24 protein-coding genes and 3 tRNA genes are annotated in these 26,632 nt (G+C 65.4%); 11 read left to right on the forward strand and 16 right to left on the reverse strand.

Annotation, left to right across the window (positions count from 1 at the left end):
* Nucleotides 1-27 precede the first annotated feature (27 nt).
* From I6E04_RS06595 to I6E04_RS06615, 5 genes are all read left to right on the forward strand, one after another.
* Nucleotides 28-597 (forward strand): hypothetical protein, encoded by a 570-nt coding sequence (locus I6E04_RS06595; protein ID WP_235422407.1) that lies wholly within the window; start codon nucleotides 28-30, stop codon nucleotides 595-597.
* Between the two features lie 126 nt (nucleotides 598-723).
* Nucleotides 724-1,281, forward strand: coding sequence for a hypothetical protein (locus tag I6E04_RS06600; protein ID WP_235422408.1), 558 nt, complete (start codon nucleotides 724-726; stop codon nucleotides 1,279-1,281).
* Nucleotides 1,282-1,390: 109 nt separating this feature from the next.
* Nucleotides 1,391-3,148, forward strand: a complete 1,758-nt coding sequence (locus I6E04_RS06605) for an ABC transporter ATP-binding protein (protein WP_235422409.1) — start codon at nucleotides 1,391-1,393, stop codon at nucleotides 3,146-3,148.
* Entirely contained in the window at nucleotides 3,141-3,887 is a 747-nt protein-coding gene (locus tag I6E04_RS06610) for an energy-coupling factor transporter transmembrane component T family protein (protein WP_235422410.1), read from the forward strand. The genes I6E04_RS06605 and I6E04_RS06610 overlap by 8 nt, the downstream gene beginning before the upstream one ends.
* A 194-nt stretch (nucleotides 3,888-4,081) precedes the next feature.
* A complete protein-coding gene (locus I6E04_RS06615; protein ID WP_235422411.1) occupies nucleotides 4,082-5,038 on the forward strand; it encodes an RsmB/NOP family class I SAM-dependent RNA methyltransferase in 957 nt (318 codons plus the stop codon).
* 7 nt (nucleotides 5,039-5,045) lie between these two features.
* Here I6E04_RS06615 and I6E04_RS06620 read toward each other — a convergent pair whose 3' ends face one another.
* From I6E04_RS06620 to I6E04_RS06630, 3 genes are all read right to left on the reverse strand, one after another.
* The gene (locus I6E04_RS06620; protein WP_235422412.1) at nucleotides 5,046-5,234 is read right to left on the reverse strand and encodes a hypothetical protein; all 189 of its coding nucleotides are present in this window, start codon (nucleotides 5,232-5,234) and stop codon (nucleotides 5,046-5,048) included.
* Between the two features lie 244 nt (nucleotides 5,235-5,478).
* On the reverse strand, nucleotides 5,479-6,366 hold the full coding sequence (locus I6E04_RS06625) for a DegV family protein (RefSeq protein WP_235422413.1): 888 nt from the start codon (nucleotides 6,364-6,366) through the stop codon (nucleotides 5,479-5,481).
* Nucleotides 6,367-6,464: 98 nt separating this feature from the next.
* Complete coding sequence (locus I6E04_RS06630) at nucleotides 6,465-6,911, reverse strand: RrF2 family transcriptional regulator (RefSeq protein WP_235422414.1); 447 nt, start codon at nucleotides 6,909-6,911, stop codon at nucleotides 6,465-6,467.
* A gap of 174 nt (nucleotides 6,912-7,085) precedes the next feature.
* Between I6E04_RS06630 and sufC the strand changes: the two genes are divergently transcribed.
* Genes sufC through sufU form a run of 5 tightly spaced genes read left to right on the forward strand, consistent with a single transcriptional unit; the run spans nucleotide 7,086 to nucleotide 12,280 of the window.
* Nucleotides 7,086-7,859 carry a Fe-S cluster assembly ATPase SufC gene (sufC, locus tag I6E04_RS06635; protein ID WP_235422415.1) on the forward strand — a complete coding sequence of 258 codons (774 nt, stop codon included), beginning with the start codon at nucleotides 7,086-7,088 and terminating at the stop codon, nucleotides 7,857-7,859.
* An 11-nt stretch (nucleotides 7,860-7,870) separates the two neighbouring features.
* Entirely contained in the window at nucleotides 7,871-9,283 is a 1,413-nt protein-coding gene (gene sufB, locus I6E04_RS06640) for a Fe-S cluster assembly protein SufB (protein WP_235422416.1), read from the forward strand.
* Nucleotides 9,283-10,557, forward strand: coding sequence for a SufB/SufD family protein (locus I6E04_RS06645; RefSeq protein ID WP_235422417.1), 1,275 nt, complete (start codon nucleotides 9,283-9,285; stop codon nucleotides 10,555-10,557). The genes sufB and I6E04_RS06645 overlap by 1 nt, the downstream gene beginning before the upstream one ends.
* Nucleotides 10,554-11,804: an aminotransferase class V-fold PLP-dependent enzyme gene (locus I6E04_RS06650; RefSeq protein ID WP_235422418.1), complete on the forward strand. Its 1,251-nt coding sequence runs from the start codon at nucleotides 10,554-10,556 to the stop codon at nucleotides 11,802-11,804. The genes I6E04_RS06645 and I6E04_RS06650 overlap by 4 nt, the downstream gene beginning before the upstream one ends.
* Before the next feature lie 53 nt (nucleotides 11,805-11,857).
* A complete protein-coding gene (gene sufU / locus I6E04_RS06655; RefSeq protein ID WP_235422419.1) occupies nucleotides 11,858-12,280 on the forward strand; it encodes a Fe-S cluster assembly sulfur transfer protein SufU in 423 nt (140 codons plus the stop codon).
* A 122-nt stretch (nucleotides 12,281-12,402) separates the two neighbouring features.
* Here sufU and I6E04_RS06660 read toward each other — a convergent pair whose 3' ends face one another.
* The 10 genes from I6E04_RS06660 to I6E04_RS06705 all read right to left on the reverse strand — a co-directional run bounded on the left by I6E04_RS06660 (nucleotide 12,403) and on the right by I6E04_RS06705 (nucleotide 20,139).
* On the reverse strand, nucleotides 12,403-13,437 hold the full coding sequence (locus I6E04_RS06660; RefSeq protein WP_235422420.1) for a helix-turn-helix transcriptional regulator: 1,035 nt from the start codon (nucleotides 13,435-13,437) through the stop codon (nucleotides 12,403-12,405).
* Nucleotides 13,438-13,647: 210 nt separating this feature from the next.
* Nucleotides 13,648-14,958 carry a lactate racemase domain-containing protein gene (locus I6E04_RS06665; protein WP_235422421.1) on the reverse strand — a complete coding sequence of 437 codons (1,311 nt, stop codon included), beginning with the start codon at nucleotides 14,956-14,958 and terminating at the stop codon, nucleotides 13,648-13,650.
* A gap of 148 nt (nucleotides 14,959-15,106) precedes the next feature.
* Nucleotides 15,107-15,862 (reverse strand): transposase, encoded by a 756-nt coding sequence (locus tag I6E04_RS06670; RefSeq protein ID WP_235422422.1) that lies wholly within the window; start codon nucleotides 15,860-15,862, stop codon nucleotides 15,107-15,109.
* 116 nt (nucleotides 15,863-15,978) lie between these two features.
* Entirely contained in the window at nucleotides 15,979-16,983 is a 1,005-nt protein-coding gene (locus I6E04_RS06675; protein WP_235422423.1) for a GGGtGRT protein, read from the reverse strand.
* Between the two features lie 18 nt (nucleotides 16,984-17,001).
* Nucleotides 17,002-17,736, reverse strand: a complete 735-nt coding sequence (locus I6E04_RS06680; RefSeq protein WP_066831924.1) for an iron-sulfur cluster assembly scaffold protein — start codon at nucleotides 17,734-17,736, stop codon at nucleotides 17,002-17,004.
* A gap of 328 nt (nucleotides 17,737-18,064) precedes the next feature.
* Nucleotides 18,065-18,138, reverse strand: a tRNA-Lys gene (locus I6E04_RS06685).
* Nucleotides 18,139-18,171: 33 nt separating this feature from the next.
* A tRNA-Lys gene (locus tag I6E04_RS06690) sits at nucleotides 18,172-18,248 on the reverse strand.
* A 25-nt stretch (nucleotides 18,249-18,273) separates the two neighbouring features.
* A tRNA-His gene (locus I6E04_RS06695) sits at nucleotides 18,274-18,350 on the reverse strand.
* Nucleotides 18,351-18,522: 172 nt separating this feature from the next.
* A complete protein-coding gene (locus I6E04_RS06700) occupies nucleotides 18,523-18,996 on the reverse strand; it encodes a VanZ family protein (protein ID WP_235422424.1) in 474 nt (157 codons plus the stop codon).
* A gap of 6 nt (nucleotides 18,997-19,002) precedes the next feature.
* The gene (locus I6E04_RS06705; RefSeq protein WP_235422425.1) at nucleotides 19,003-20,139 is read right to left on the reverse strand and encodes a hypothetical protein; all 1,137 of its coding nucleotides are present in this window, start codon (nucleotides 20,137-20,139) and stop codon (nucleotides 19,003-19,005) included.
* A 333-nt stretch (nucleotides 20,140-20,472) separates the two neighbouring features.
* On the opposite strand from I6E04_RS06705, the gene I6E04_RS06710 reads away from it, so the two are divergent.
* Nucleotides 20,473-21,249: an SDR family NAD(P)-dependent oxidoreductase gene (locus I6E04_RS06710; RefSeq protein WP_235422426.1), complete on the forward strand. Its 777-nt coding sequence runs from the start codon at nucleotides 20,473-20,475 to the stop codon at nucleotides 21,247-21,249.
* Between the two features lie 156 nt (nucleotides 21,250-21,405).
* Here I6E04_RS06710 and rho read toward each other — a convergent pair whose 3' ends face one another.
* The 3 genes from rho to argS form a co-directional block, all read right to left on the reverse strand.
* Nucleotides 21,406-23,415 carry a transcription termination factor Rho gene (gene rho / locus I6E04_RS06715; RefSeq protein WP_268830377.1) on the reverse strand — a complete coding sequence of 670 codons (2,010 nt, stop codon included), beginning with the start codon at nucleotides 23,413-23,415 and terminating at the stop codon, nucleotides 21,406-21,408.
* Between the two features lie 248 nt (nucleotides 23,416-23,663).
* Nucleotides 23,664-24,347, reverse strand: a complete 684-nt coding sequence (locus I6E04_RS06720; RefSeq protein ID WP_235422428.1) for a transaldolase family protein — start codon at nucleotides 24,345-24,347, stop codon at nucleotides 23,664-23,666.
* Nucleotides 24,348-24,708: 361 nt separating this feature from the next.
* A complete protein-coding gene (gene argS / locus I6E04_RS06725; RefSeq protein ID WP_235422429.1) occupies nucleotides 24,709-26,553 on the reverse strand; it encodes an arginine--tRNA ligase in 1,845 nt (614 codons plus the stop codon).
* Nucleotides 26,554-26,632: the final 79 nt, after the last annotated feature.

Here is a 26,632-nt window from a genome sequence, read left to right on the forward strand (position 1 = left end):
ATCCATCCCCACCCGAAAGGAACCACCATGCCCCGCACCACCAACGACACCGCCCGCACCGTCTCCTCCCCCGACCGCGGCACGCTCGACATCAAGGCGCTCGTCCTGCTCGCCATCCTGCTCGCCGCGGGCTTCATCTTGAACATGACCGTCGGCAAGCCCATCTCGAGCATCTCCGGCGGCACCATCGCCCCCGAGTTCATCATCTCGGCGTTCTGCATCACCATCCTCGTCGTGCGCCCGAGCATCGTCCAGGCGCTCATCATCGGCCTCGTCTCGGCCGCCGTCATCCAGCTCACCACGAGCCTGCCCGGTGCCGACTTCGTCGCCGAGGGTATCGCCGCCATGCTCATGGCCGCGATCGTCAACGCCGGCATGAAGACCGGTGCCCGCGCCGTCATCCCCGCGCTCGGCACCTTCGTGACGACGTTCGTCTCCGGCTTCATCTTCATGCTCATCCGCATGGCGCTCATGCAGTTCGACATGTCCATCGCCGCCGCCATGCTGCCCGTGGTCGCCCTCACCGCCGTCTTCAACGCCGTGCTCGTCGGCGCGCTGTACGTGCCCATCAAGAAGGCTCTGAAGCTCAACGACTAGCCCATGAGCCGCCGGCGGGATCGCCGGCGGCCGGCGCCCGCGCGCCCCGTACCACAATCTCGAATCCCGACATCGACCAGCCGTCTTTCCGACGGGTCCATCCCTCATACCGAAAGGACGCCTCCCATGCGCACGAACGATACCTTCGCCCGCACCGTGAACGCCCCGACCACCCACGTCGGCACGACCGGCATCTCCTCGCTCATCCTGCTCGCCGTGCTGGTCGCCGCCGGCCTCATCCTCAACATGACGCTCGGCAACGCGCTGGCCATGACCGGCATCAAGCCGCAGTTCATCATCGCCGCCTACGCGCTGGCGATCCTGCTTACGCGCAGCACCTTCGCGCAGGCGGCCGTCTTCGGCCTCGTGTCCGCCGCCGTCATCCAGATCAGCACGTCCATCCCGGGCCTCAACTTCGCCACCGAGGTCGCCGGCGCCCTCACCATGGCCGCCCTCATCCGGCTCGACGTGCGCATCGCCGGCCGCAGCGTGACGCCGCTTGTCGCGGCCTTCGCAGCCACCCTCGTCTCCGGCGCGCTGTTCGCCGTCGCCGGCACGGTCATCTCGGGCTTCGCCATCGAGGCAGCCCTCGTCAAGGTCCCGCTCGTGCTCGGCACGGCGGTGTTCAACGCGTTCGTGGTGCAGGCGCTCTATCTGCCGCTTCGCGCCGCGCTCAAGCGTTAGAACTCGGGTATCATGGGATGCTGCCGCATCCGGCGGCATCCACGACCCTTACGCGCGCATCGCCTGTACGCAGGCGACGCGCCTGGCGATCGACATCGGAAAGGTTCCCATGGCAGCGATTATCGAGATGGAGAACGTCTCGTTCTCATACGGATCGGAGGCCGAGCACGCGCTCGACGACATCTCCCTTCGCGTGGAGGCGGGCGACTTCGTGGGCGTCATCGGCCCGTCGGGAGCGGGTAAATCCACGCTCGCGGCGTGCCTGTCCGGCGCGATCCCCCACCACTTCACCGGCGAGCTGTTCGGCGCGACGCTCATCGACGGCATCGACACCTGCGAGGTGACGCTCACCGACATCGCTCGCATCGTGGGCAGCGTCAACCAGGACATCGACGCGCAGATGGTCGCCTCGATCGTCGAGGACGAGTTGCTGTTCGGCCTGGAGAACTTCGGTGTCGACCACAGCGACATCGAGCGGGTGCTCAGCGAGGCGCTCGACACCGTCGGCATCGCCGATCTGCGCCATCGCGAGATCGCCACGCTGTCCGGCGGCCAGAAGCAGAAGGTCGCGATCGCCGCCATCCTGGCGCTCGCCCCCCGCGTGCTGGTGCTCGACGAGCCCACCGCCGCGCTCGACCCGGTAAGCTCGCGCATGGTCTTCGACATCCTGCGCGAGCTCAACCGCACCAAGAAGATCACCGTCGTCGTGATCGAGCAGAAGGTTGCGCTGCTGTCCGAGTACTGCAGCCGCATCCTGGTGATGAACGCCGGCAAGCTCGAGCTCGAAGGGACGCCGCACGAGGTCTTCGCCCAAGGCGACCGCCTGCGCGCCATCGGCGTCGACAGCCCGCGCACGGTCCGCATCTCCAACAGCCTCGCGCGCGACGGGCTCACCGCGCGCACGGAACCCTGTCTGAACGTCGAGGAAGCCTACCGGCTCATCGGCGACGTGCTCTCGACGGTGCCCGGCATCGGCGAGCGAGCCGCCGAAGAACCCGAGCCGTCCCCGCATGTGCCCGCGCGCCCGCACGCCGAAGACGCCGACCCCGTGCTCACCTTGCGCGACGTGGGCTTCACCTACCCCAACGGCGGCGCGAGCGTGCGCAACCTGTCCATGACGGTCTACCCCGGCGAGCTCGTGGGCATCGTGGGTCAGAACGGCGCCGGCAAGACCACCCTCACCAAGCTGCTGAACGGCCTGCTGCGTCCCTCGCAGGGCGCGGTGCGTATCGCCGGGCTCGACACGCGCGACACGCCCGTGTCGACCATCGCCGCGCACGTGGCGACGCTGTTCCAGAACCCCGACCGGCAGATCTGCAAGAACACCGTGCTCGACGAGGTCGCCTTCGGCCTCGAGCTCACGGGCGTCGACCCGTCCGCGGCGCGCGAGCGCGCCCGCCGCGTGATCAAGCGGTTCGGGCTGCCCGCCACCGAGGCGCCCTTCTCGCTGTCGCGCGGGCAGCGCCAGATGGTCGCGCTTGCCGGCGTCGTCGTCATGGAACCCGACATCGTCGTGCTCGATGAGCCCACGAGCGGCTTGGACTACCGCGAGTGCATGACGGTCATGGAGACCGTGCGCGACATGGCCGAACACGGCAGCGCCGTCGTGATGGTCTGCCACGACATGGAGGTCGTGAGCGACTTCGCCGAGCGTATCGTCGTCATGGCCGACGGGCGCATCCTGGGCCGCGGGCCCGCCGGCGAGCTGTTCGCCGACCTCGACCTCATGGCGCGCTCGAGCGTCACGCCTCCGCAGGTCATCGCTCTCGCGCAGCGCCTGACGCGCGACGTCTCCCCCGCGTTTTCGCATATCACCGAGGTCAGCGATATCGTCCGCACCGTGAAGGAGCTGATGGGCCGTGCTTAACGTGATCGACTACGTACCCGGCGACACCCTGCTGCATCGCCTGAATCCCGTCACCAAGCTCGCACTCGCCGCGGCGATCATCATCGCCACGTTCTTGTCCGACACCTTCGCCGCGCTTCTCGGTCTGCTCGCGTTCACGCTGCTGCTCGCCGTCTACGCCGGCGTGTTCGGACGTCTCGCCCGCCTGCTCAAGCTCCTCGTGCCGGTCGCCCTCATCATGCTGGCGCTCCAGCTCGTCTTCGTGCGCGGCGGCGAGACGCTGTTCGCCTTCGTGACCGATACGGGCCTCATCACCGGCGGCAAGGCATGCCTGCGCCTGCTCGGCGTGGCGTTGCCGCTCGTGCTCATGCTCATGGTCACCAAGCTCAACGACCTTGCCAACGCATGCGTGGAGCAGCTGCACATCCCCTACAAGTACGCCTTCACCTTCACGACGGCCCTGCGCTTCGTACCGGTGTTCTCGCAGGAGATGAACGCGATCATCGAGGCGCAGACCGCACGCGGGGTCGCCTACGACACCAACAACCCGTTCAAGAAGATGCAGCTCATGCTGCCGTTGTGCGTGCCGCTGCTCATCTCGAGCGTGAGCAAGACCGACGCCACGGCGCTCGCCGCCGAGCAGCGCGGCTTCTACCTGCGCACCCGCGAGAGCTCCTACAAGCGCTACCCCATCGTCGGACGCGATATCGCCGTGCTCATCGTCTGCGTCGCGCTCATCGCACTCGGCTTCGCGCTGTAGCGCCGCCGCGAAAGGAACGCGGCAACCGCCTGCAGCCCCCTAGGACACGTCGGCGCTCCAATGTCCCTATATTCTCCCGGCCCCTTGTGGGACATTTGCCGGCAGGCAGCTGCACCCCGTCAAGGCTTTGCGCCGACGATGGAAATCGTGGACAATGGGAGGCCGGACCACCCTTTCGCGATCGGGAGCACACCATGGCCGACCAGACAGAGCAGCGCACCTTGCCGGCGTTCGTCGTCGAGCGCGTCGAGGAATCCTACGACGGTGCCGATGCCGCACGCATCCTTGACGGCCTTCGCGCAGCGGCCGATCGACCCGTCACCCTGCGCACCAACACGCTCAAAACCGACGCCGAGCGCATCGGGCAAGCCCTCGATGACGCCGGCATCGCGCATACGCGCGTCCCATGGTATCCGGACGCCTTCGTATTGGAAAACGCATGCGAGCGCGACGTCTGGAGCCTCGACATCTACCGAGACGGCGAGGTCTACCTGCAGAGTCTCTCCTCCATGCTGCCCCCGCTCGCGCTCACCCCGCACACAGGCGTCGATATCCTCGACATGTGCGCCGCACCCGGCGGCAAGACCAGCCAGATGGCGGCGCTCGCGGACGGCGCGGCCCGCATCACGGCGTGCGAGCTCAACGGCCCGCGCGCGGAGAAGCTCGAATACAACCTGGCCAAACTCGGTGCGAAGAACATCCAGGTCATGCGCTGCGATGCGCGCAAGCTCGACACGTTCTTCTCCTTCGACCAGATCCTGCTCGACGCCCCCTGCACCGGATCGGGCACCGTGCGCGGCGACGACGGGAAGGCGGCGCGCCGCATCACCCCTCAGCTCCTCGACAAGGTGACGCGCTCCCAGCGGGCACTCATCGACCGCGCGCTCACCGTCCTCAAGCCGGGCGGTACGCTCGTGTACTCCACCTGCTCGATCCTACCCGCCGAAAACGAGGACATCGTCGCCGCGGCGCTCAAGCGCCATCGCGACTGCGTCATCGAGCCCATCGCGATCGCGAACGGCAACACGGGCGAGCTTGCCATCCCCTACCTGCCGAACCAGCTGGAAGGCACGCTCACCGTATGCCCCACGCGTGAATTCGAGGGCTTCTATATGGCACGGATCAAGCGCCGCACGCGCAAGCAGCGCTAGTTCGCGGCTATCGTCGGGCGGAGCCGTCGCGCGGGCGACCGTCCGTCTCGGAACGGTACTCGCGCCATGCCGCTTCCTCGCGCTTGGACGCCCTGCGACTCTTCACGGCCACGACGATGCTGTAGACGATCGCGGCGGCGATGATGGCGAGGATGCAGAGCCCCACGGGAACGGCGATGTCCAGGATGCTTCCCATGTTCTCACAGCCTTATCGGATAAACCCGCAACGCGGGTGGTGATATCTGATACCAGCTTACCAAAGGCGAAACGGGCTCGGCCGCTCCCGCGCAAAAGAACAGGAGCACACCACGGGAACGGAATCCACCGCGCATGGACGGCCCGTGCACCCATACGCAAGACGCCGCCCGCGACCATCGCACATGGATGGTCGCGGGCGGCGTCGATGAGCCGTGATGTCGGCGTCGGCGCTTTTGGTGGGATCAGTCGACGCGCGTGTCGCCCATGAAGAACAGCGCGACCGTGCCGGGGCCGGTATGCGCACCGATCACGCCGCCGATATCGCTGATCTCGATCTTGTCCTTGAGCGCCGGGATCTTGTCCTCGATCAGGTGCGCGACCTCGAGCGCATCGTCCAGGCAATCGGAATGCGAGATGGTGCAGCGGCCCGTGTAGGCCGAACCGTTCTCGACATGGGCCATCATGGCGTCGACCAGACGGACGATCGCCTTTTTCTTAGTGCGGATCTTCTCGCGCGGGATGAGCTTGCCCTCGAAGTTCACGTTCATGATCGGGCAGATCTTGAGCGCCGTGGCGATCAGCGCGCTCGTCGCCGACACGCGACCGCCGCGCTTCAGGCAATCGAGGTCGGACACGAAGAACCACTGGTTGACGTTCATCTTGTTGACCTCGGTCCACGCCACCAACTCGTCGAATCCCATCCCCTCGTCGCGCTTGTCGGCCATGAGCTCGACGAGCAGGCCGAACCCGGCCGATGCGGACAGCGAGTCGATCACGCGGATCTTGCGGTCGGGGTACTTCGGCGCCAGCGTCTCGGCGGCAAGGCACGCGGAGTTGTACGTGCCCGAGATGCCCGTGGACAGCGACACGTGGATGATGTCCGTGCCCTCCTTGAGGTAGGGCTCCCAGAAGTCGACGTACTCGCCGGTGCCGACCTGCGAGGTCTTGGCCTGCGCGCCCGCCTTGAGCTTACCGAAGAACTCCTGCGGCGTCGTGGTCTGGTAGATGTCGTCGGTATAGGTCTCGCCATTCATCTCGTAGTGGAAGCAGACGTAACCGACGTTGCGCTCGCGGTAGAACGACAGCGGCATATCGGCTGTCGATTCGCAGGAAATCAGGTAATCGCTCATGTGCTCTCCTTCGTGATGGTGCATCAAATCCCGCCCCTGCCGGGCGGAACCTTCCCTGCCGTCACTGGATTATCGCACCGACCGGACGATTATCCTAGCTAGACTTCGATACTAGATAGGTCGACGTCGAGCTTGAGCTCGGGGACGCGGGCGAGCTCGGCAAGCGTGACGCCGTCGACGTACTCGTCGATGACGTCCTCGAGCCCCTGCCAGAAGCGCACGGTGGAGCACAGGTCGGAACGGACGCACGACCCCTCGAGGCCGTCGCAGGCGACCGGAGCCGTCGCGCCCTCCGCGGCGCGCAGGATGTCGCCGGCACGGACCTCGTCGGCGGGCTTGGCGAGCATGTAGCCGCCGCCCTTGCCGCGCACACTCTTGAGCAGGCCGGCCTGCATGAGCGGACGGACCAGCTGCTCCAGGTACTTGAGCGAGATGCTCTCGCGCTCCGCCACCTCGCGCAGGGCGATCTTGCCCTCCTCGTCACCGAAGGCGGCGATGTAGATCATGAGGCGCAGCGCGTAGCGCCCTTTTGAGGAGATGAGCATCGAGGTGCCTCCCGGTATCGAAGCATGCGGCCGAACGGGGTTCGCGAAGCCGCACGCGGCAAGCCTAATCTTAGTGAATTGCTCGGAATCGCCTTGACTCTTTTCCGCTACATCTTATCCTTATCCCGAGAGAATTCCTAGGGTTTACCCGAACAGTTCGAGGAAGGACACCCGATGTCAACAGAAGCGCTGCTCAGCGTTAATAACCTCACCGCCTCGGTCGATGAGAAGACCATCCTCCACCACGTGGACCTATCGGTGTCCGCCGGCGAGACCCACGTGCTCATGGGCCCCAACGGCGCGGGCAAGTCGACCATGGGCCACGTCATCATGGGCGACCCCGTCTACACCGTCAACGAGGGCACCATCTCCTTCGATGGCGCCGACATCACCGACCTGTCCTGCGACAAGCGCAGCCGCGCGGGCCTGTTCCTGTCGTTCCAGGCGCCGGTCGAGATCCCCGGCGTGCCGCTGTCGAGCTTTTTGCGCGCGAGCATCGCCGGCCGTCCCGGCCTCGAGATGCGCGGCAAGGAGTTCCGTCGCCGCGTGAAGGAGCTCGCCGCCCAGCTCGATATGGACACCGCCTACCTCAACCGCGAGCTCGGCGTGGGCTTCTCCGGCGGCGAGAAGAAGAAGGTCGAGATGCTGCAGCTGCTGCTGCTCCAGCCCAAGCTCGCCATCCTCGACGAGACCGACTCCGGCCTGGACGTCGACGCGCTGTCCGTGGTGTCGCGCGGCATGGACGCCTACCGCGCCAGCTGCGACGGGTCGCTCGTCATCATCACGCACAACACGCGCATCCTGGAGCACCTCACCGTCGACCGCGTCCACGTGATGGTCGACGGCCGCATCGTGCGCGAGGACGACGCGAGCCTCATCCCCTGGATCGACGAGCACGGCTTCGAGTCGTTCGAGCGCGAGGCGGCCGACGCCGCCGCGGCGCGCTAAGGAGGCCTGACGTGGCAAAGCAGCGCACCGAGGTCGCGGATATCGACCGCAGCCTCTACGACTTCAAGGACTCCGAGGAGGGCTTCGAGCGGCTCGACGCGGGCCTCACGCCCGAGATCGTGACCGAGATCTCCCAGCGCAAGGACGAGCCCGACTGGATGCTCGAGTTCCGCCTGAAATCGCTCGAGATCTACCACCGCATGCCCAACCCCACCTGGGGCCCGTCGATCGCCGGGCTGGACATGGACCACATCGTCACCTACGTGAAGCCCAACACCGACCAGAAGGCCGACTGGGACTCCGTGCCCGACGACATCAAGAACACCTTCGAGCGCCTGGGCATCCCCGAGGCCGAGCGCAGTTATCTGGCCGGCGTGGGCGCCCAGTACGACTCCGAGCTCGTGTACCACAACATGCAGGACACCGCCTCCAAGATGGGCATCGTCTACTCGGGTATCGAGGAGGCGCTCCACGAGCCCCGCTGGGAGGCGCTCATCCGCGAGAAGTTCATGACGCTCATCCCGCCCACCGACCATAAGTTCGCCGCGCTCCACGGCGCGGTGTGGTCGGGCGGTTCGTTCGTCTACGTGCCGAAAGGCGTCAAGCTCGACTTCCCCCTGCAGAGCTACTTCCGCCTGAACGCCGCCGGCGCGGGCCAGTTCGAGCACACGCTCATCATCGTCGAGGACGATGCCGACCTGCACTTCATCGAGGGCTGCTCGGCGCCCAAGTACAACGTGGCCAATCTCCACGCCGGCGCAGTCGAGCTGTTCGTGGGCAAGCGCGCGCATCTGCGCTACTCGACGATCGAGAACTGGTCCAAGAACATGTACAACCTGAACACCAAGCGCGCCCGCTGCGACGAGGAAGGCGAGATCGAGTGGATCTCGGGTTCCTTCGGCAGCCACGTGGGCTACCTCTACCCCATGAGCGTGCTGGCCGGCCGCAAGTCCAAGTCGAGCTTCACCGGCATCACGTTCGCCGGCGCGGGCCAGAATCTCGACACCGGCTGCAAGGTGGTCCTCGGCGCACCGGAGACGACGGCGACCGTCGAGACGAAGGGCATCTCCAAGGGCGGCGGCATCCAGACGTTCCGCAGCTCCATCGTGGCGACGCCGGCCGCCGAGGGCTCGGCCGCGACCGTGTCCTGCCAGTCGCTCATGCTCGACGACGAGAGCCGATCAGACACCATCCCCTCGATGGACATCCGCGCCAAGAACGTGGACATCGGACACGAGGCCACGATCGGCCGCATCGGCGACGACAAGATCTTCTACCTCATGAGCCGCGGCATCTCCGAGGAGGAGGCGCGCACCATGATCGTGAACGGCTTCGCCAACCCGGTGTCCAAGGAGCTGCCGCTCGAATACGCCGTCGAGATGAACAACCTGATCAAGCTCGAGATGGAAGGGGCGATCGGGTAATGGAGACCCTGAACGTCAAGCATGCGAGCGCCATGCCCGCTCCGACGTGGAGCTGGCTGCGCATGAACGATACGACGATCGAGATCCCGTGCGACCTCGCGCGCGACGGTTCCGTGACCGTCGAGGCCGACGAGGCCCTCACCGAGACCCATGCGAGCTTCGAGCGCGCCCTGGTCGAGCTGCAGGAGCGTCTGGACGCCGTCCGCGGCGACGCCGCAGACGAGCGAGCCTGCGTGCGCGCCGCCCAGCGCACCGAGGAGCATCTCGACGACCTCGATACCCCGGCGCTGTCGGCCTATCAGCGCCGCGCCACGCTCGAGGAGGTCGCCTGCGACGTCGCGGCCGCCTTCGAGACCGGCGTGCACGTCGACGTGCGTTCCTATCTGAACTTCCTCGCGGGCAGCACCGCCGTCCTCGCCACCGAGGAGGGTGAGGACGCCGCGGCGACCGTGCGCGTCGCCGGGTGCGCGGGCAGTGCCGCCGGCGCGAGCGTCGACGTCGTCGCCGCCCCGCGCTCCACGGTCGACCTCGTCATCTCGCTCGACGGCGATGCGGACGGACGCGACGCCGCGGGCCTCATCGGCTCGGAGCTGCGCGTGTTCGCCGGCGCCGACGCCCGCGTGAACGTCACCGTCTACATCACCGCCGACGCGTCCTTCACCGTTATCGATGACGCCGGCTACGTGCTCGACGAGGGCGCCCGCGTGAACGTGCGCCATATCGTGCTCGGCGGCGGCCGCACCTACACGGGGCTCGCCAGCGACCTGCGCGGCGACACGGCGCGTATGGATATCGACACGCGCTACCTCGCCTCGGGTGCCGAGCAGCGCGACTTCAACTACGTCATCCGTCACCGCGGCAAGAAGACCATCTCGAACATGGACGCCAACGGCGTGCTCACCGGCACCTCCAAGAAGGTCCTGCGCGGCACGATCGACCTCATCCACGGCTGCAAGGGCTCCGAGGGGTCCGAGCGCGAGACGGTGCTGTTGGCGAACCGCGGCGTGGACAACAAGACCGTCCCGACCATCCTGTGCGACGAGGACGACGTCGCCGGCAACCACGGCGCGACCATCGGCCATGTGCGCCCCGAGCAGCTGTTCTATCTCGGCTGCCGCGGTCTTTCGCAAGAGGCCGCCGAGGCGCTGTTCGTGACCGCCAAGCTCGAGGACGCCGCGCTCGGCGCCCCCGACGAGCAGATCCGCGCCAACGTGGTGCGCCTGGGCTCCGCGCTCGTCGACGACTTCGCCGATTTCGAGGAGGAGATCGCATGATCGACATCGAGGCGAATCCCTATAAGGCGGACTTCCCGCTGCTCGCAGGCAAGCCCGAGATCGCGTTTCTGGACAGCGGCGCCACCGCGCAGCGCCCCGCCTGCGCGCTCGACGCGCAGCGCCGCTTCTACGAGACCATGAACGCCAACCCGCTGCGCGGGCTGTACTCGCTGTCCGTCGAGGCGACCGAGGCCATCGCGCAGGTGCGCGCCCAGATCGCGCGTCTGCTCGGCGCGGTGGACGAGCGCGGCCGCGCTGAGGCGCGCGATATCGTGTTCACCCGCAACGCGAGCGAATCGCTGAACCTGGTGGCCAAGTCCTTCGCACCGTGCGTGCTCGAGCCGGGCGACGAGGTGGCCATCACCATCATGGAACACCACTCCAACCTCATCCCCTGGCAGCAGGCCTGCCGCGCTGCGGGCGCCACGCTCGTGTACCTCTACCCCGAGCAGGACGGCACGATCACCGACGACGAGATCGCCGCCAAGGTGGGGCCGCGCACCAAGATCGTCGCCGCGGGCCACGTGTCCAACGTCATGGGCGTGGAGAACCCCATCGCCAAGCTCGGTGAGGCAGTGCACGCCCAGGGCGGCTACCTCGTGGTCGACGGCGCGCAGGCGGTACCGCACATGACGGTCGACGTGCGTGCCCTCGGTGCGGACTTCTACGTCTTCTCCGCGCACAAGGCGCTCGGCCCTATGGGCATCGGCGTGCTGTGGGGACGCCACGAGCTGCTCGAGCAGATGCCGCCCATGCTCACCGGCGGCGAGATGATCGACTCGGTGACCGAGCAGGATGCCGTCTGGGCGCCCGTGCCCGAGAAGTTCGAGGCGGGCACACAGGACGCCGCCGGTATCTACGCCACCGGCGCGGCACTCACCTACCTGACCGAGACCGTCGGCTATGAAGCCGTGGCCGAGCGCGAGGCGGCGCTTGTCGCCTATACGATGGAGCGCCTGGCCGAGCCGCCCTACATCGATATCATCGGACCCGCCGAGGCGGCGCGCCATCACGGCGTCATCAGCTTCAACGTCCAAGGTATCCATCCGCACGACGTGGCGAGCATCCTCGACATGAGCGGCGTGTGCATCCGCGCCGGGCACCACTGCGCCCAGCCGCTGCTCACCTGGCTCGGTGTCGAGAACCTCGCCTGCTGCCGCGCGAGCCTGGCGTTCTACAACGACAAGGGCGACGTCGACCGCTTCGTCGACGGACTCGCCGCCGTCTGGTCCACCTTCCACGCCTGATGGGAAAATAGGGACAGGCACTTTTTTCCCGCATTCACGAAGGAGCAACTCCTATGGGCAATCTTTACACCTCGACCACCTTCATGGAGCACAACTCGCACCCCGACTACAAGTACGAGATGGACTCCCCCACCCATGAGCATGATGGCATCAACCCGAGCTGCGGTGACGAGCTGACCCTGCAGCTACGCGTGGAGGACGGCGTGATCGAGGAGGCGAGCTTCACCGGTCACGGCTGCGCCATCTCGCAGGCGTCGGCCGACATCATGGCCGAGCTCATCACCGGCGAGACCGTCGAGGAGGCGCGCCGTCTGGCCGGTCTGTTCCTCGCCATGATCCGCGGCGAGGAGCTCTCCGACGAGGACTACGAGGATCTGGACGAGGCCGCGCAGCTGAAGGACATCTCCCACATGCCCGCTCGCGTGAAGTGCGCCGAGCTCGCCTGGCGCACGCTGGACGGCATACTCGCCCCATAGAGCAGCTCCATAAGATCAGAGGCATTTCCTCATATCGCATCCCGCAACGGAGCCGTCTCGGCCTTGTCGAGACGGCTCCGTTGGGTTATCGGCGCTCCTTTGCGTCTGTCCTCATGTCGCGATCACGAGTTCACGTATGGCAGGAACAGTCCCGCCAGCATCGCCAAAACGGTGCCCACCATGAGCGGGATGAAGAAGATGCCCAGATCGAGCGCGAGGAGTACCGCCCCCAGCAAGCCGAAGGCCGCAAGAATCGCGATGCAGACCGCTGCGGTACGCCGCTTCACCCATGCCTGCGCCAATCGCGGCATCTCGGGATTCGCCGCCACGAGCTCGTGGGTATCGGGAAGGGAAGCATACGCCTCCGCCGCTTCACGCTCATCGATCGATGCGGCATTCCGCTCGTTATAGCGCGCCACGTTCAAGCGGGCCTGCATAAGCGCCGCCCAGACCGATGACCACGCCGCCACAGCACCCCATGCGAACAGCGAGCACAGCCCACCGCTCACATGGAAGAGCGGTCCCGCCTTGATGCCGCAGGCGACAAGTGCGATGGCACCCGACACCCCCGCCACGACCCGGGCGCGATGCACGAGCGCCGAGGTCGCCTTACGCTGCTCATCGGTATAGAAGTCCTCCACATACGGATAGCGCCCGCGAAAACCCAGATGCCGATAGACCGCAACGGTGGTGAGCAGCAGAGCCGTAAGCAATCCGACCACAAGCACGGGCAATCCATAGGTGCACCGCGACAGGAACGAGGGCACGGGCTCCCCGGCATCGATGACGACAAGCGATGTCGGCGAGGTGCCGAAGAACACGGCGATCGACAGCAGCGGCACCCCGATCGCACTCGCGACCAGAAGCGCACGTGTGCGCATATGGCGGTCGTATCCGCACACGTCCGTCGGCAAGGCACCGCCGGGAATCACAAGAGCCGGCCTTACCTCGATCTCCGTCATATCCCCGCGCACCAGATCATTCAGATCGCATTCGAAGATGCCGCACAGGCGCACCAGTTTGGTCATCTCGGGATACGCTCTCCCCGATTCCCACTTCGAGATCGCCTGCCTGCTCACCCCCATGAGCATCGCGAGCTGCTCCTGTGTCATGTTGCGACTCGACCGCAGGTGGTAGAGGTTCTCGGAAAAGCCCATGATCGCTCCTTTCGCCTGACGCTTTCCTTATGCCCCCATCCTGCGGGTTGCGCCTCGGTAGCGCCACCACCTTACGGTTGCGCTTCGGTTGCGATGCGTGTTTTTTGCCACGGCCATGAAAAAATGGGACGGACCAGGCAGGCTGTTCCGTCCCATGGGTGAAAGAAGTCTGACGTCCTGCCGCGTGGCGTGCCGTCACGCGACGAGCCGTTACAGCGCGACCGGCGTGATCACGTTATCGTCGGCGTCGAACTCGAGGGGCGCCGGCTCGTCGAGTGCCTCGATTCCGGGGTACTTGCCCGCCTTGACATCCTCGTAGTACGCGGCGGACAGCATGATCTGCCCGATATGCAGGCTGTTGGCGATGCGCACCATGCGCACCGGTTTGCCCTCGATGCCGTTGCAGGTGCGGATGCACAGCTGGATGGCCTCCTTGTCGGTGGCCACGACGCACGGGATGCAGGCGCTCTTGAGCACCGTGGAGGTCAGGCAGTTGGGGTACATGGCCTCGATGTCCATGACGTCGAAGATCTTGGAGGTGATGGCACTCGCCAGGCCGACGCCCAGCGCGTTGCCATGGGAGATCTCGGACAGGTTCAAAAACGCGGTGCGCTGCACCTGGATGCCGCCATGCGCGTACTCGGTCGAGAACGTTCCGGTGATGTTGGGGTCCACACCCGTGCCGGAGTAGTTCTTGCCGATCTCGTCGACCACGAGCACGTCGCCCTCGCCCACGATGAGCGACGGCATGTTGGCCTTGGCGACTTCGAGCAGTTCCGCCTCGCGCTCGAGGATGTTCTCGGGGAGGATCGCCTCGATCATGGCCGTCTCGTCGTAGGCGTTCTCGATGCAGGGAATCGCGAACAGGATCGGCGCCTTCTCGAGCACGACGGCGGCCATGGTCGGGATGTTCTGACCGATCTTGCCCATACCGTCGGAGTGGACGGTCTGCGCGCCCACCTGCTTGCCCAGACCCACGGTCATCATCTTGCAGGGACCGGACTCGTGCGTGCCGCGGAAGGCGTTATGCGGCTTGAGGCGGCAGGAGACGATGATGCCGTCGGATTCGTAGGCGTTGCGGTCGAGCACGACGCGCTTGCCGAGGCTCGAGTACCCGAGCTCGACGACCTCCATGGAGCTCTTGATGGGACAGCCCATGGCCTCCTCGGTGATGCCGAAGCCGGCGAGCATCTCCTTTTGGCCCTCGGCGGTGGCGCCACCGTGGCTGCCCATGGCAGGCACGATGAACGGGTTGGCACCGCGGCGCTTGACGGCGTCGACGACGGCCTTCGTGATGATATCGACGTTGCGGATGCCGCGGCTACCCGCCGTGATGGCGATGTTCATACCGGGCTTGATCTTCTCGGAGAACTGGGGCTGGGCGATCTGCTCCTCGACGATCGCGGGGATCTGCTCGGCGGAGATGCTCTTACGCGGGAACGTCTGGCGCGCATGGAACATCTCGGGAATCTCGACGCCGGCGAGCAGCTTGGATACGGTACCGCCCTTGGTGACCTTCATGGAAAACCCCTTTCTCCAAGGATAATGAACCAGTTTCATACTAACCGTGGAGAGAGGGCGGCCCCCATGGTACGGATGCCAAGGTTATCGCGCTTGCCGTCCCGCAAAACCTTCCTGCAGACCATGTAGAAAAACCCCAGGGGTTATTTTACATGACACGGGCGATGATGCCGCTGCCCACCCCCGTTGCGCGCTCGACCTGCTTGATGGTAAGGCCGTTTCCGCGCATCGCCGCCAAGATGACGTTGCGTCGTGAGATCGGCAGCACTTTCACGGCGGCAGCGTCCGCGCAGTCGAATGCCCGTGCGATGTCGTCGGCGATTCTCAGGGCCTCGTCGCTTCCAAGCCTCACGACGCCCTCGAACCCCACATCCCTCGGCGACGCGCCGGCGCACAGCTCGACGAAGCCCGTCGGCCCATCGAGCATGCCAAGCACGAGCTCCGTCGCGCACAAACCGTCACCATCGCCTTCGGCGTATTCGCGGTAGCTGCTCCAACGATAGGCGGAAGCGGCGCACATGCCCGCCTTCTCCGGGTTGATGTGCACATAGCGCACCGATGCGAGCAGATAGCCATCGTCCTCGATCGGCTCGCTGAAAAACCTCGGCTGGAACACGCTACCCACATGGCCGGTTATCCGGTTGAAGTATTTCGCGTACGCGCCCAACAAACCGCCGACCGCATGGGCAAGCTGCCGCGAGTCATCTTGAACCACCAGATGGACATGGTTGTCCATGAGGCACCACGCGATGACGGACAATCCGTCCTCGCTCGCAAAGCGCGCGAGGTACGAGCGGAATATCTCCCTATCGGCATCGTCGGTGAAGATGAGCTGTTTGCCATTTCCCCGCGCGACCACGTGGTACAGCCCGGATTCCGATATACGGCGAGGCGCAGTCGGCATGAACCCTCCTATGTAACAAAACCCCTGGGGTTATTATACAAAGCTGCCGCCCAGATCGACTCTGAGCGGCAGCTACCTGCACTATGTAAAATAACCCCTGGGGTTATTTTACGCGGCTACTCGTTGAGCGCGGCGTTGACGGCGACGGCGCACGCGACGGTGCAGCCGACCATGGGGTTGTTGCCCATGCCGATGAGGCCCATCATGTCGACGTGCGCAGGCACCGAGGAGGAGCCGGCGAACTGGGCGCTGGAGTGCATGCGGCCCATGGTGTCGGTCATGCCATAGGAGGCGGGGCCGGCAGCCATGTTATCCGGATGTAGGGTACGGCCGGTGCCGCCACCGGAGGCGACGGAGAAGTACTTCTTGCCGGCCAGGACGCGCTCCTTGAAGTAGGTGCCCGCGACGGGGTGCTGGAAGCGCGTGGGGTTGGTGGAGTTACCGGTGATCGAGATGTCGACGTTCTCGTGCCACATGATGGCGACACCCTCGCGGACGTCGTCGGCGCCGTAGCAGTTGACCTCGGCGCGCGGGCCGTCGGAGTACGGGATCTTCTCGACGATCTTGAGCTCGCTGGTGAAGTAATCGAACTGGGTCTTCACGTAGGTGAAGCCGTTGATACGGGCGATGATCTGGGCGGCGTCCTTGCCGAGACCGTTGAGGATGACGCGCAGCGGCTTCTTGCGGGCCTTGTTGGCGTTCATCGCGATGCCGATGGCGCCTTCGGCGGCCGCGAAGGACTCGTGACCGGCCAGGAACGCGAAGCACTCGGTGTCGTCGCCGAGCAGCATGGCGCCCAGGTTGCCGTGGCCCAGACCGACCTTGCGGTCCTCGGCGACGGAGCCGGGGACGCAGAAGGCCTGCAGGCCCTCGCCGATGATAGCGGCGGCCTCAGAGGCGCTCTTGGCACCCTTCTTGATGGCGAGCGCGCAGCCGAGGGTGTAGGCCCACTTGGCGTTCTCGAACGCGATGGACTGGACGTCCTCGGTGATCGCGCGCGGGTCGATACCCTTATCCTGGCAGATCTGCAGGGCCTCCTCGAGGGAGGAGATGCCGTTCTCGGCGAGGCACGCGTTGATCTTGTCGATGCGGCGCTCGTAACCTTCGAAGCTAACAGCCATTGTTCTTTCCCTCCCTTTCTACTCGTGAACCGGGAACACGGACTCGACGGTGTGGGTCTCCTCGTCGGTACGAGGATCGATGTACTTGGCAGCGGCCTCCCACTGACCATAGTGACCCATGGCGCCGGCGATGGCGTCCTCAGGGGTGGCACCCTTCTTGAGGGCGTCGGTGAACTTGCCGAGGTTCAGGAACTCGAACGCGATGATCTCGTTCTTGTCGTTCAGAGCCATACGGGTGACGTAACCCTGGGAGAGCTCGAGATAGCGAGCACCCTTGGCCTTGGTGCCGAACATGGTGCCGACCTGGGAGCGCAGGCCCTTGCCGAGGTCGTCAAGGGAGGCGCCGACGGGCAGGCCGCCCTCGGAGAACGCGGTCTGGCTGCGGCCGTACACGATCTGCAGGAAGATCTCGCGCATGGCGACGTTGATGGCGTCGCAGACGAGGTCGGTGTTCAGGGCCTCGAGGATGGTCTTGCCGGGAAGAATCTCGGAAGCCATGGCCGCGGAGTGGGTCATACCGGAGCAACCGAGGGTCTCGACGAGGCACTCCTCGATGATGCCGTTCTTGACGTTAAGCGTCAGCTTGGAAGCGCCCTGCTGCGGAGCGCACCAACCGACACCGTGCGTGAGGCCGGAGATGTCGGAGATCTCCTTGGCCTGGATCCACTGACCCTCCTCGGGGATGGGCGCGGGGCCGTGGTATGCGCCCTTGGCGACGGGGCACATGTTCTCCACTTCTGCTGTGTACTGCATGCCTCTCCTCTCTTTCGTGATCAATCCCGAACGTGCGCCGGCGAAGCACACATTTCGGACACTGACATGCGTGTCCATTTTAGCGCGAAACATCCGCCGGTGATTCGGCGAACGGCTGAGATTGATGTGAAATCACGTCAGATTTTTTTCAAATGGGAAAAGCCCCGTTGCCGAGGCGATGGTTTGGATGTAGAAAAACCCCTGGGGTTATTTTGCATTATGCATTCCTGATGTAGAAAAACCCCTGGGTTTATTTTACATTCGAATCCCGTGCACCGCAGGCAGATATGAAAAAAGCCCCGTTGCCGGGGCGATGGTTCGAAATGGGTGGACCGTCAGGGATTCGAACCCTGGACCTTGGGATTAAGAGTCCCCTGCTCTAGCCAGCTGAGCTAACGGTCCATGTAAAAGCCTCCGGAGGAGGCGAGGAAGCGATGGTGGACCGTCAGGGATTCGAACCCTGGACCTTGGGATTAAGAGTCCCCTGCTCTAGCCAGCTGAGCTAACGGTCCAAACTATCAAGCACGCAAGAGAGGATGGGGTGGGTAAAGGGACTCGAACCCTCGACCTACGGGACCACAACCCGTCGCTCTAGCCAACTGAGCTACACCCACCATGTGCCCTCTTGCAAAGCGCGTTGTATATTATGCACGCGACATGCCTGCCGTGCAAGCATTTTCTTGGAAAAAGTTTCGCCTGTGAAAAAAGCGCGTTCGACGGAGCCCTGCACACCGCAAAGACCCTTCCATAGTCGAAGACGCCCAAAGCGCGCAAGGCGTCGATAGGCTACCCCGCGCACCGAAGTCGCCGCAGATGCGCCGCGAGCGTGCGCACGAGCACGCCGGTCGCCGCGCCGCAGCAATCGAGCAGCACATCGGTCACCTGGCCGGACCTTCCGTCCACGAACAGCTGGATCCCTTCATCGATGGAAGGCACGAGCACGAGCACCGCACCTATCACGAGCAGGCGGCGACGCCACGCTCCCCCATCCGGGTCAAGCGCCTGCGCGACGAGGATGCCGAGCAGCGCGTACTCGCTGAAATGCGCCGTCTTGCGTATGAGGAAATTGGTGACCCAAAACGACGGGATCGACAGCGCATCGAGTGCGGAGCGGACCGCCGACACGACACCGAAGCTCATCGAGGAGCTTCCCTCGCCTGGAATCAGCGAGTTGCCCCAGATGACCATGATCATGCACACCGCGGCGACAAGCCACGGCACCGACACCGTCCGTCGTATGCGTTCGAACGTCGAGCCCAACCGGTATTACGCCTCGACCGTCATGCGCGGCAGCGTCTGCGTACCGCCCTGGATGACCCGCAGGTACTCATGGCTCGTGCGACGCATGCCCTGCGAGGGGACACGGTCGAACTCCTCTTCCAGCATCTGGTTGACTCGGGTATGGCGCCCGGTCTGCTCGGCACCTTCGGCGACGGCACTCATCCGCTCGGCGTCGACGGCATCGGTATCGCCCAGATCGACCGGCGCGGCAACCGTCGTGACGTCATCGTCCTCGGCGAGAATCGCCAGGGCAGCGGCCCACATGTCCTCGTGTCCGGAGTAGTCGACCATCTCGATCTGCGTGAACTCGCCATCGTATCCCGCATCGAATTCCGGCTCATCGATATCGAGCATATCGGCGGACATGGCATCATCGTATCCGTTGACGGCGGACACGGCCTGCACGGGCACCGCCGGCTGCGGCGCGACCACCGGCATGTCGGCGAACGGGACGGCAGGACGGGGCGCCGCATACGGTTCCTGCACGGGAATCTGCGCCGTGACGGACGCCTGCGACGAGGAAGGCGCATCCCAGGCGAGCAGCGTGTCGTCGGGCTGCGGGATGTAGGCGAACGGATCGATGACGTCGGAGGCGGCCTGCGTCGGAGTCGGGACGACGGGGGCGACCGGACGGGGCACATAGGCGGTCGTCGAACGCTCGGAGCCGCGTGCCATCTCCTCGAGCGCGATCTCGTAGATGTCCTTCGAGCGAGTCGGATCGCAGCTCACCGGTGAGTCGGCGGAAAGCAGAGCATCGATGTCGGCCCATGCCTCCTCCTCGGACAGCGCATCGGATGCGCGGGCGATGACCGGCACGCCCTTGGGCGTCGCCTGGCGACGGTACGTACTCTGGCCCACCGCGCGCTGCGTGGCCGAAGCCTCCTTGCGTGCCGTGCGATCGTGCTCACGGGAGGCATACGTGTCGGCGATCCCCAACCCGATCGCGAACAGCCCCACACCCGCAACGGACCCGACCGCGAACGGCACGGCCGATGCGCCCAGCGCCTCATGGACCTGTTCGAAAGGAATGGTCGCCGCAAACGCCGCGGCGGTGATCGCCAGACCCGCTCCCGCGGAAAGTCCCGCAGTCAAAGCGCGATGCGAATGCACGGAAGCCTCCATTGCCGTCTCCTTCGTGGTATCGAGCACACCAAACCCCCGACGCGCCCGGAGCAACCGGACGCATCGTTTGCGCGTTCGCGGGAAACGTTGATTGTGAAGCTTTATGAACCGAGGTTCCAAGCAACGGATGTGGTTTGATTCATCTGCGTTTACCGTCGCGACCGTTAGCCGCTATTATGCGAGAACAACTCGGCAAATGCAAGGTCGGGTCAAATGTGCCTTGAAGAACGCGAATTACCCGAACGACCGACATTCAAGGATTCGATCTGTCATTCGGGGGTCGTTTTGGGAACAACTGGGGTATGGCTTCAACCACGACCTTGAGGAGCACCCATGCCATCCATCGCCATCGTCACCGGCGCATCTTCCGGTCTGGGCAGGGAATTCGTCCGCCGCATCGATGCGGGCGAGGCGGGCGCCATCGACGAGATCTGGGTGATCGCCCGTCGCGCCGAGCGCCTCGAATCCCTCGTGAGGACCACATCGCACGTCGTTCGCCCGTTCTGCATGGATCTCACCGACCCCGTATCGTACGACATCCTCGAATCCGCCCTGTCCGAAACCCCGACTGCGCGCGTCGCGCTGCTCGTCAACAACGCCGGCGCCGGCACGTTCGGCTCGTTCGCGCGCGGATCGCGCGACGACGTGAAGCTCATGCTCTCCCTGCTCGTGCGAGCACCCGTCGAGCTCATCTATCGGACGTTGCCGTTTATGCGCCAAGGTTCGCGCATCATCAACGTCGCGAGCGTCGCGGCGTTCATGCCCCAGCCGCACCTCGCTGTGTATTCGGCCTGCAAGCGCTTCGTGCTCGACATCTCGCGCTCGCTTGACGCCGAACTCGGCGACGTGGGGATCCATGTGACCGCCGTCTGCCCCAAATTCATGAGCACCGAGTTCCTCGACCACCCCGGGGACGCCGGCGCGGCGACGCGTATGACGGCCATCGGGTTCGAGCGGGTCGGCGACGTCGCCCGAGCCGCGCTGCGCGCCTCGCGCGCCGGCCGCGACCTGTGCATCCCCTCGCTCGACATGAAGGCGCTCTACGGCGCCTCGCGCCTGCTCCCCTACCGGGCCGTCCTCGCCTGTGAGCGGATATTGGGCATCATCTAGCCGATCGCTGCGACCGGGATCGGGGCCATGCGAAACATCCGCATGTCGCCCCATCCGCATACAGTTCGGGGCCTCCGAGAGCTACGGACTCTCGGAGGCCCCGTTCGCGTTGCACGCCTGTCACGCAGCACGCCGGTACCGGCGACGAAACGCGGGTTAGAGCGCCTCGGGATGATCGGCGGCCTTCTTGGCCGTGCGGATCAGGAACTCCTCGTTGGAATTCGTGCCCTTGAGACCCTTGATGAACGACGCGGCCGCGCGCTCGGTGTTGTTCATGTTGGCGAGGATGCGGCGGATACCCCACACGAAGGGGCGCATGTTCTCGTCGATGAGCAGGTCCTCGTTGCGCGTGCCGGACGCCACTGGATCGATCGCGGGGAAGATGCGGCGGTCGGCGAGGTCGCGGTCGAGCTTGAGTTCCATGTTGCCCGTGCCCTTGAACTCCTCGAAGATCACCTCGTCCATCTTGGAACCGGTGTCGATGAGCGCCGATGCCAGGATGGTGAGCGATCCGCCGTTCTCGATGTTGCGGGCGGCGCCGAGGAAGCGCTTGGGCGGATAGAGCGCCGCGGAATCCACACCGCCGGACAGGATGCGACCGGACGCGGGAGCCGCGAGGTTATAGGCGCGCGCCAGACGGGTGATGGAATCGAGGACCACCACGACGTCGCCGCCCATCTCGACGATGCGCTTCGCGCGCTCGATGACCAGCTCCGACACGCGCGTGTGGTTGTCGGCCGGCATATCGAAGGTCGACGCGACCACCTCGCCGTGGATGGAGCGCTCCATATCGGTGACTTCCTCGGGGCGCTCGTCGACCAGCAGGCAGATGAGGTGCACCTCGGGGTTGTTGACGGCGATCGACTGGCAGATGTGCTTGAGCACGGTCGTCTTGCCCGCCTTGGGAGGCGAGACGATCAGGCCGCGCTGCCCCTTGCCGATCGGCGAGACGATGTCGATCGCACGGCCCGTGATCGAGTCGCGACCATGCTCCATGCGCAGGCGCTCGTTCGGGTAGATCGGCGTCAGCTCGGCGAACTTCGGACGCAGGCGGATCTGCTCGGGATCGACCCCGTTGACGCTCGCGATCTTGGCGAGACCCGGGAACTTGTCGTTGGCGCGTGAGGGGCGCAGCGTACCGACGATGTAGTCGCCCGTGCGGAGACGAGCGGCGCGGATGAGGTTCACCGGGACGAACGCGTCATCCTTGCTCGGCATGTAGCCGTGCGCGCGGATGTAGCCGAAACCCTCGTTGGTGATCTCGAGAATGCCCTCGATGTCGCGGAATCCCTCGGCGCGGGCAGCGGCGGCATAGACCTCCTCGACGAGCTCCGCCTTCTTTTTGCCCGTCGTGTCCAAATCCAGCTCATGCGCCTTCTCGCGCAGCTCGGCGACCTTGTAGGACGCGAGTTCCTCGCGGCTGAGGCTCGGCTCGGTCGGCGCATTGGCATAGCGGTTGTTGCGCTTGCCGCCACGGCCGCCTCGCTCGGCGCGATTGTTGCCACGACGATCGCCGCGATCCTGGTTTTGGTTCCTACCGCCTCGGTCGCCATGGCGCGACGCATGCGTGCGACGCTCCTTGGCGCCGCCCTCCGTCCGCGGCTGGTCTTCGGCAGCAGCCTGCTTGTGGGATTTCGCGTCCTCGGATGCGGGCTTCTCCCCCGCATCTCGAACGTTGACGTCCGTGGCGCTCTGGGCATCCGCCTGAGTCGCGACACCGTCCTTGGCATCCTTGCGCGAACGGCGACCGCGCGCGGCACGCGGCGCCTTGGATGCGCCCTCGGCGTCCTCGGACCCGTGCGCATCGGTCGACGGGTGTGCGGCGCCATCGTCCGCCGCGTCCTTTTTCGACGCCTCTTCCATGAGCTGGCGCTGGGCTTCCAGCGCCGCCGCGGCAGCGCGCTCAGCCTCCACATACGCCTTGGGCTTACGGCCGCGGCGATGAGGGCGAAGGGCCGGATCGACGAAGGGGATCTCGATTCCCGGCTGCGCGTCGTCGGCTTTCGGCGTCTCCGCCGGGGATTCGGCGGCCGCCGCTTTAGCAGCCGTCTTCCGTTTACGGGTCTTCGGTGCGGGAGCGTCCGCAGCGGCTACGAGCTCGGCTGCGGCATCGGCCTCCTTACGCTGCTGACGGGCGACCTGCGCCTGCGAGATCTGGGCGAGCATGCGCGCCTGCGCGACCTCCGCCGAAACGGCGTCGGACGAATCGGTCGGCCCGGCCGCCGCGCGCTTGGCACGGGTGCGGCGGGCCGGCTTGGCGGGAGCGTCCCCGGAAGCGGGGGCGGCGTCAGCCGCCTCCGCCTTCGGCTTGCGACCGCGACGACGGGGCGCGGCGGGCTCCTGCGGGGAGACCGCCTCGGATGCCGAGGCGGTCTGGGGTTCTTGAGAGGGGGACTCGTTACGTTCGTCTGACACTATGCCTGCTCAACTACTTTCTTCCAGTCGGCCTCGAAGGAAGCGAGGCCCTGATCGGTCAGGGGATGCTTGACGCACTTCTTGAGCGCGCCGAACGGGACGGTCGCGATGTCGGCGCCGAGCAGCGCGGCCTGGGTCACGTGGTTGGGGGTACGCACCGAGGCGGTGATGATCTCGACCTGGTCGTCGACGTTCTTGCCGGTCCAGTCGTAGTTCTTGATGCAGGCGATCACGTCGGCGAGCTGCGAGATGCCGTCCTCGGCGATATCGTCGAAACGGCCCACGAACGGCGAGATGTAGCGGGCGCCGGCGTTGGCGGCCAGGAGCGCCTGGGGCGCGGAGAACACGAGCGTCATGTTGATGCGGACGCCCTCATCGGCGAGCGCGCGGCACGCGGCGAGGCCGGCTTCGCACACGGGAAGCTTGACGACGATGTTCGGGGCGAGGCCGGCAAGACGACGGCCCTCCTCGATCATGCCCTCGGCCGTGGTCGCCGTGGACTCGGCGGACACAGGAAGGCCCTCGCACAGCTCGGCGATCTTGAGCATATGCGGCTCGAAGTCGGCGAGCTTGCCGCCCGTACGGGCGTACAGCGACGGGTTGGTCGTCACGCCGGCAAGGCAGCCCCAGCTTTTGGCCTCGGCGATCTCGTCAAGATCAGCGGTGTCGATGAAGAACTTCATTCCTGTACCTCCTTATATGCTGCCGCACTGCGGCATGTACCAACGAAATGGGGAGGAAAACCCACGCGTACCGTCATGGGGAAAATTCGCCCGCAGGATACCGGGCGACCGGATGCATACAGTGTGTGGATGGATGTTCGAACCACGTTCCGTGCCACTATACCACATCGACGATGGCGCACGGCTTCGCGCAGGAAAATCGGTGCTACGACGCCGGTGGGCGCATCCGATCACGTGCGAAAAGGCGTCTGGTCCGATTTCACGCCGACCTCATCTCATGCCGGCGACCGCGAACGCAAAAGAAGGGACCCCGCGCATGCGAGGTCCCTTGATAGTCGATATGTCGTCGCGGGATGCGCGCTTACATCTGCGTCGGCGCGGAGACGCCGATAAGCGACAGGCACAGCGCGATCACCGAACGCACGGCATCGCACGCGGCGAGACGGGCGCGGACGAGCTCGGGCGCGACGGGACGGCCTTCGCTCGGGAGCACCTGGCAGGCGGCGTAGAAGCTGTGGAACGCGGCCGCGAGCTCCTCGACGTAGTGCGTGATGCGGAACGGCGCGCGGTCGCGGGCGCAGCCGGCGATAAGATCCTGCAGCTCGGAGAGCTTACGGGACAGCGCGAGCTCGGTGGGATCGGTGAGCAGCGAGTAGTCCACGTCGCCGTAGATGGCCTTGATGGCGACGTTCTCCATACCCATGAGATCGGCCTGCTCGGGCGTGACGCCGGCGGCCTTGCGCAGGATGGAGCAGATGCGCGCGTGCGCGTACTGCACGTAGTACACGGGGTTGGACTGGCTCTTCTCCTTGACGGCGTCGATGTCGAAGTCGATCGTCTGGTTGGAGGAGCGGGAAACGAGCGTGTAGCGGGTGGCGTCGGCGCCGACCTCGTCGATGAGCTCGCGGAACGTGATCATCGTGCCCTTGCGCTTGGACATACGCACCGGCTTGCCGGAGCGCAGCAGGTTCACGAACTGGCCCAGCGGCACCTCGAACTGGCCGGGGTAGCCGAGTGCGTCGCAGACGGCCTTCACGCGGGCGATGTAGCCGTGGTGATCGGCGCCCCAGATATCGAGAACCAGATCGACGCGCTGGAACTTGTTCCAGTGGTAGGCGATGTCGGACGAGAAGTAGGTGTAGTCGCCGTTGGACTTCTGGATGACGCGGTCCTTGTCGTCGCCGAACTCGGTGGACTTGAACCACAGCGCCCCGTCGTCGGTGCGGTAGAGGTAGCCCATGTCGTCGAGCTTCTTGTAGGCGCGCTCGACCGGGCTGGTGCCCGTCCAGTCCTTCTGGTACATGGTACGCTCGCTCATCCACACGTCGAAGTCGCAGCGCACGTCGTGGCAGGTCTCCTTCATGTCCTTGAGCATCTTCTGGTAGCCGCGCTCACGGAAGGAGAGCATACGCTCGGACGGGTCGGCGTCGACCCACTTGTCGCCGTCGGACTTCCAGAAGGCAGCGGCCTCGTCGATGATGTAGGTGCCGCCGTAGGAGTCCTTGCCGAGGTCGGCGGTGAACTCGTCCATGTAGGGGTGGCTATCGGGATGCTCGTCGGCCTCGTCCTGCACGTAGTTGTCGCGATCCTGCGCCAGGTAATCGCGGGCGGCGTCGATATCGCAGCCCTGCTTGGCCATGATGTCGGCGAGCTGCATGTAGCGCTTGGAGATGGAGTTGCCGAACGTGTTCATCTGGTTGCCGTGATCGTTGATCCAGAACTCACGCTCGATGTCGTAGCCGGCGTGCTCCATCACGCGGCACATGGAATCGCCGAGCGCCGCCCAGCGGCCGTGACCCACGTGCATGGGGCCGACGGGGTTGGCGGACACGAACTCGATCTGGGTCTTGATGCCCTTGCCCACGTTGGAGCGGGCGAAGTCCATCCCCTGCTCGCGCGCCTCGGCGAACACGGCGTTCTTGGCGGCGACGGACAGGTAGAAGTTGATGAAGCCGGGGCCGGCGATCTCGACATGGTCGACGATGTCGCTTTCGGGCAGGTACTTGGCCACGGCGTCCGCGATCTTGCGCGGGGCGCAGTGGGCGAGCTTGGCGGACTTCAGCGCCATCGTGGAGGTCCACTCACCGTGAGAAGTGTCCGCAGGTCGCTCGATGCCGCAGTCCTCCAACTCGAACGCGGGCAGCTCGCCCGCCTCAACCGCTGCGGCGAGGGCAGCGCGCACCAGCTCTTCGATCTTCTCGGGCATAGATCCTCCTCAATGCATAGCCCCGCCGTTCGTCCACACGACGGGATATAGGCCCAAACGTGGCATAACTCTAGCACAA

This window comes from Collinsella tanakaei, assembly GCF_021531055.1.
GTDB classification, from domain to species: Bacteria; Actinomycetota; Coriobacteriia; order Coriobacteriales; family Coriobacteriaceae; genus Collinsella; species Collinsella tanakaei_B.

Coding starts and splice junctions, on each gene's coding strand:
- I6E04_RS06620 (WP_235422412.1), bottom strand. CDS start 5,234: ATGGGAAGCATCCTGGACATCGCCGTTCCCGTGGGGCTCTGCATCCTC.
- I6E04_RS06670 (WP_235422422.1), bottom strand. CDS start 15,862: ATGCCGACTGCGCCTCGCCGTATATCGGAATCCGGGCTGTACCACGTG.
- I6E04_RS06675 (WP_235422423.1), bottom strand. CDS start 16,983: ATGGCTGTTAGCTTCGAAGGTTACGAGCGCCGCATCGACAAGATCAAC.
- I6E04_RS06680 (WP_066831924.1), bottom strand. CDS start 17,736: ATGCAGTACACAGCAGAAGTGGAGAACATGTGCCCCGTCGCCAAGGGC.
- I6E04_RS06710 (WP_235422426.1), top strand. CDS start 20,473: ATGCCATCCATCGCCATCGTCACCGGCGCATCTTCCGGTCTGGGCAGG.
- I6E04_RS06630 (WP_235422414.1), bottom strand. CDS start 6,911: ATGCTCATCTCCTCAAAAGGGCGCTACGCGCTGCGCCTCATGATCTAC.
- I6E04_RS06625 (WP_235422413.1), bottom strand. CDS start 6,366: ATGAGCGATTACCTGATTTCCTGCGAATCGACAGCCGATATGCCGCTG.
- rho (WP_268830377.1), bottom strand. CDS start 23,415: ATGCTCGCCCAGATCTCGCAGGCGCAGGTCGCCCGTCAGCAGCGTAAG.
- I6E04_RS06605 (WP_235422409.1), top strand. CDS start 1,391: ATGGCAGCGATTATCGAGATGGAGAACGTCTCGTTCTCATACGGATCG.
- I6E04_RS06705 (WP_235422425.1), bottom strand. CDS start 20,139: ATGGAGGCTTCCGTGCATTCGCATCGCGCTTTGACTGCGGGACTTTCC.
- sufU (WP_235422419.1), top strand. CDS start 11,858: ATGGGCAATCTTTACACCTCGACCACCTTCATGGAGCACAACTCGCAC.
- I6E04_RS06720 (WP_235422428.1), bottom strand. CDS start 24,347: ATGAAGTTCTTCATCGACACCGCTGATCTTGACGAGATCGCCGAGGCC.
- I6E04_RS06600 (WP_235422408.1), top strand. CDS start 724: ATGCGCACGAACGATACCTTCGCCCGCACCGTGAACGCCCCGACCACC.
- I6E04_RS06665 (WP_235422421.1), bottom strand. CDS start 14,958: ATGAAGGTCACCAAGGGCGGTACCGTATCCAAGCTGCTCGCCGGCGTC.
- I6E04_RS06650 (WP_235422418.1), top strand. CDS start 10,554: ATGATCGACATCGAGGCGAATCCCTATAAGGCGGACTTCCCGCTGCTC.
- I6E04_RS06645 (WP_235422417.1), top strand. CDS start 9,283: ATGGAGACCCTGAACGTCAAGCATGCGAGCGCCATGCCCGCTCCGACG.
- argS (WP_235422429.1), bottom strand. CDS start 26,553: ATGCCCGAGAAGATCGAAGAGCTGGTGCGCGCTGCCCTCGCCGCAGCG.
- I6E04_RS06615 (WP_235422411.1), top strand. CDS start 4,082: ATGGCCGACCAGACAGAGCAGCGCACCTTGCCGGCGTTCGTCGTCGAG.
- I6E04_RS06660 (WP_235422420.1), bottom strand. CDS start 13,437: ATGGGCTTTTCCGAGAACCTCTACCACCTGCGGTCGAGTCGCAACATG.
- sufC (WP_235422415.1), top strand. CDS start 7,086: ATGTCAACAGAAGCGCTGCTCAGCGTTAATAACCTCACCGCCTCGGTC.
- I6E04_RS06595 (WP_235422407.1), top strand. CDS start 28: ATGCCCCGCACCACCAACGACACCGCCCGCACCGTCTCCTCCCCCGAC.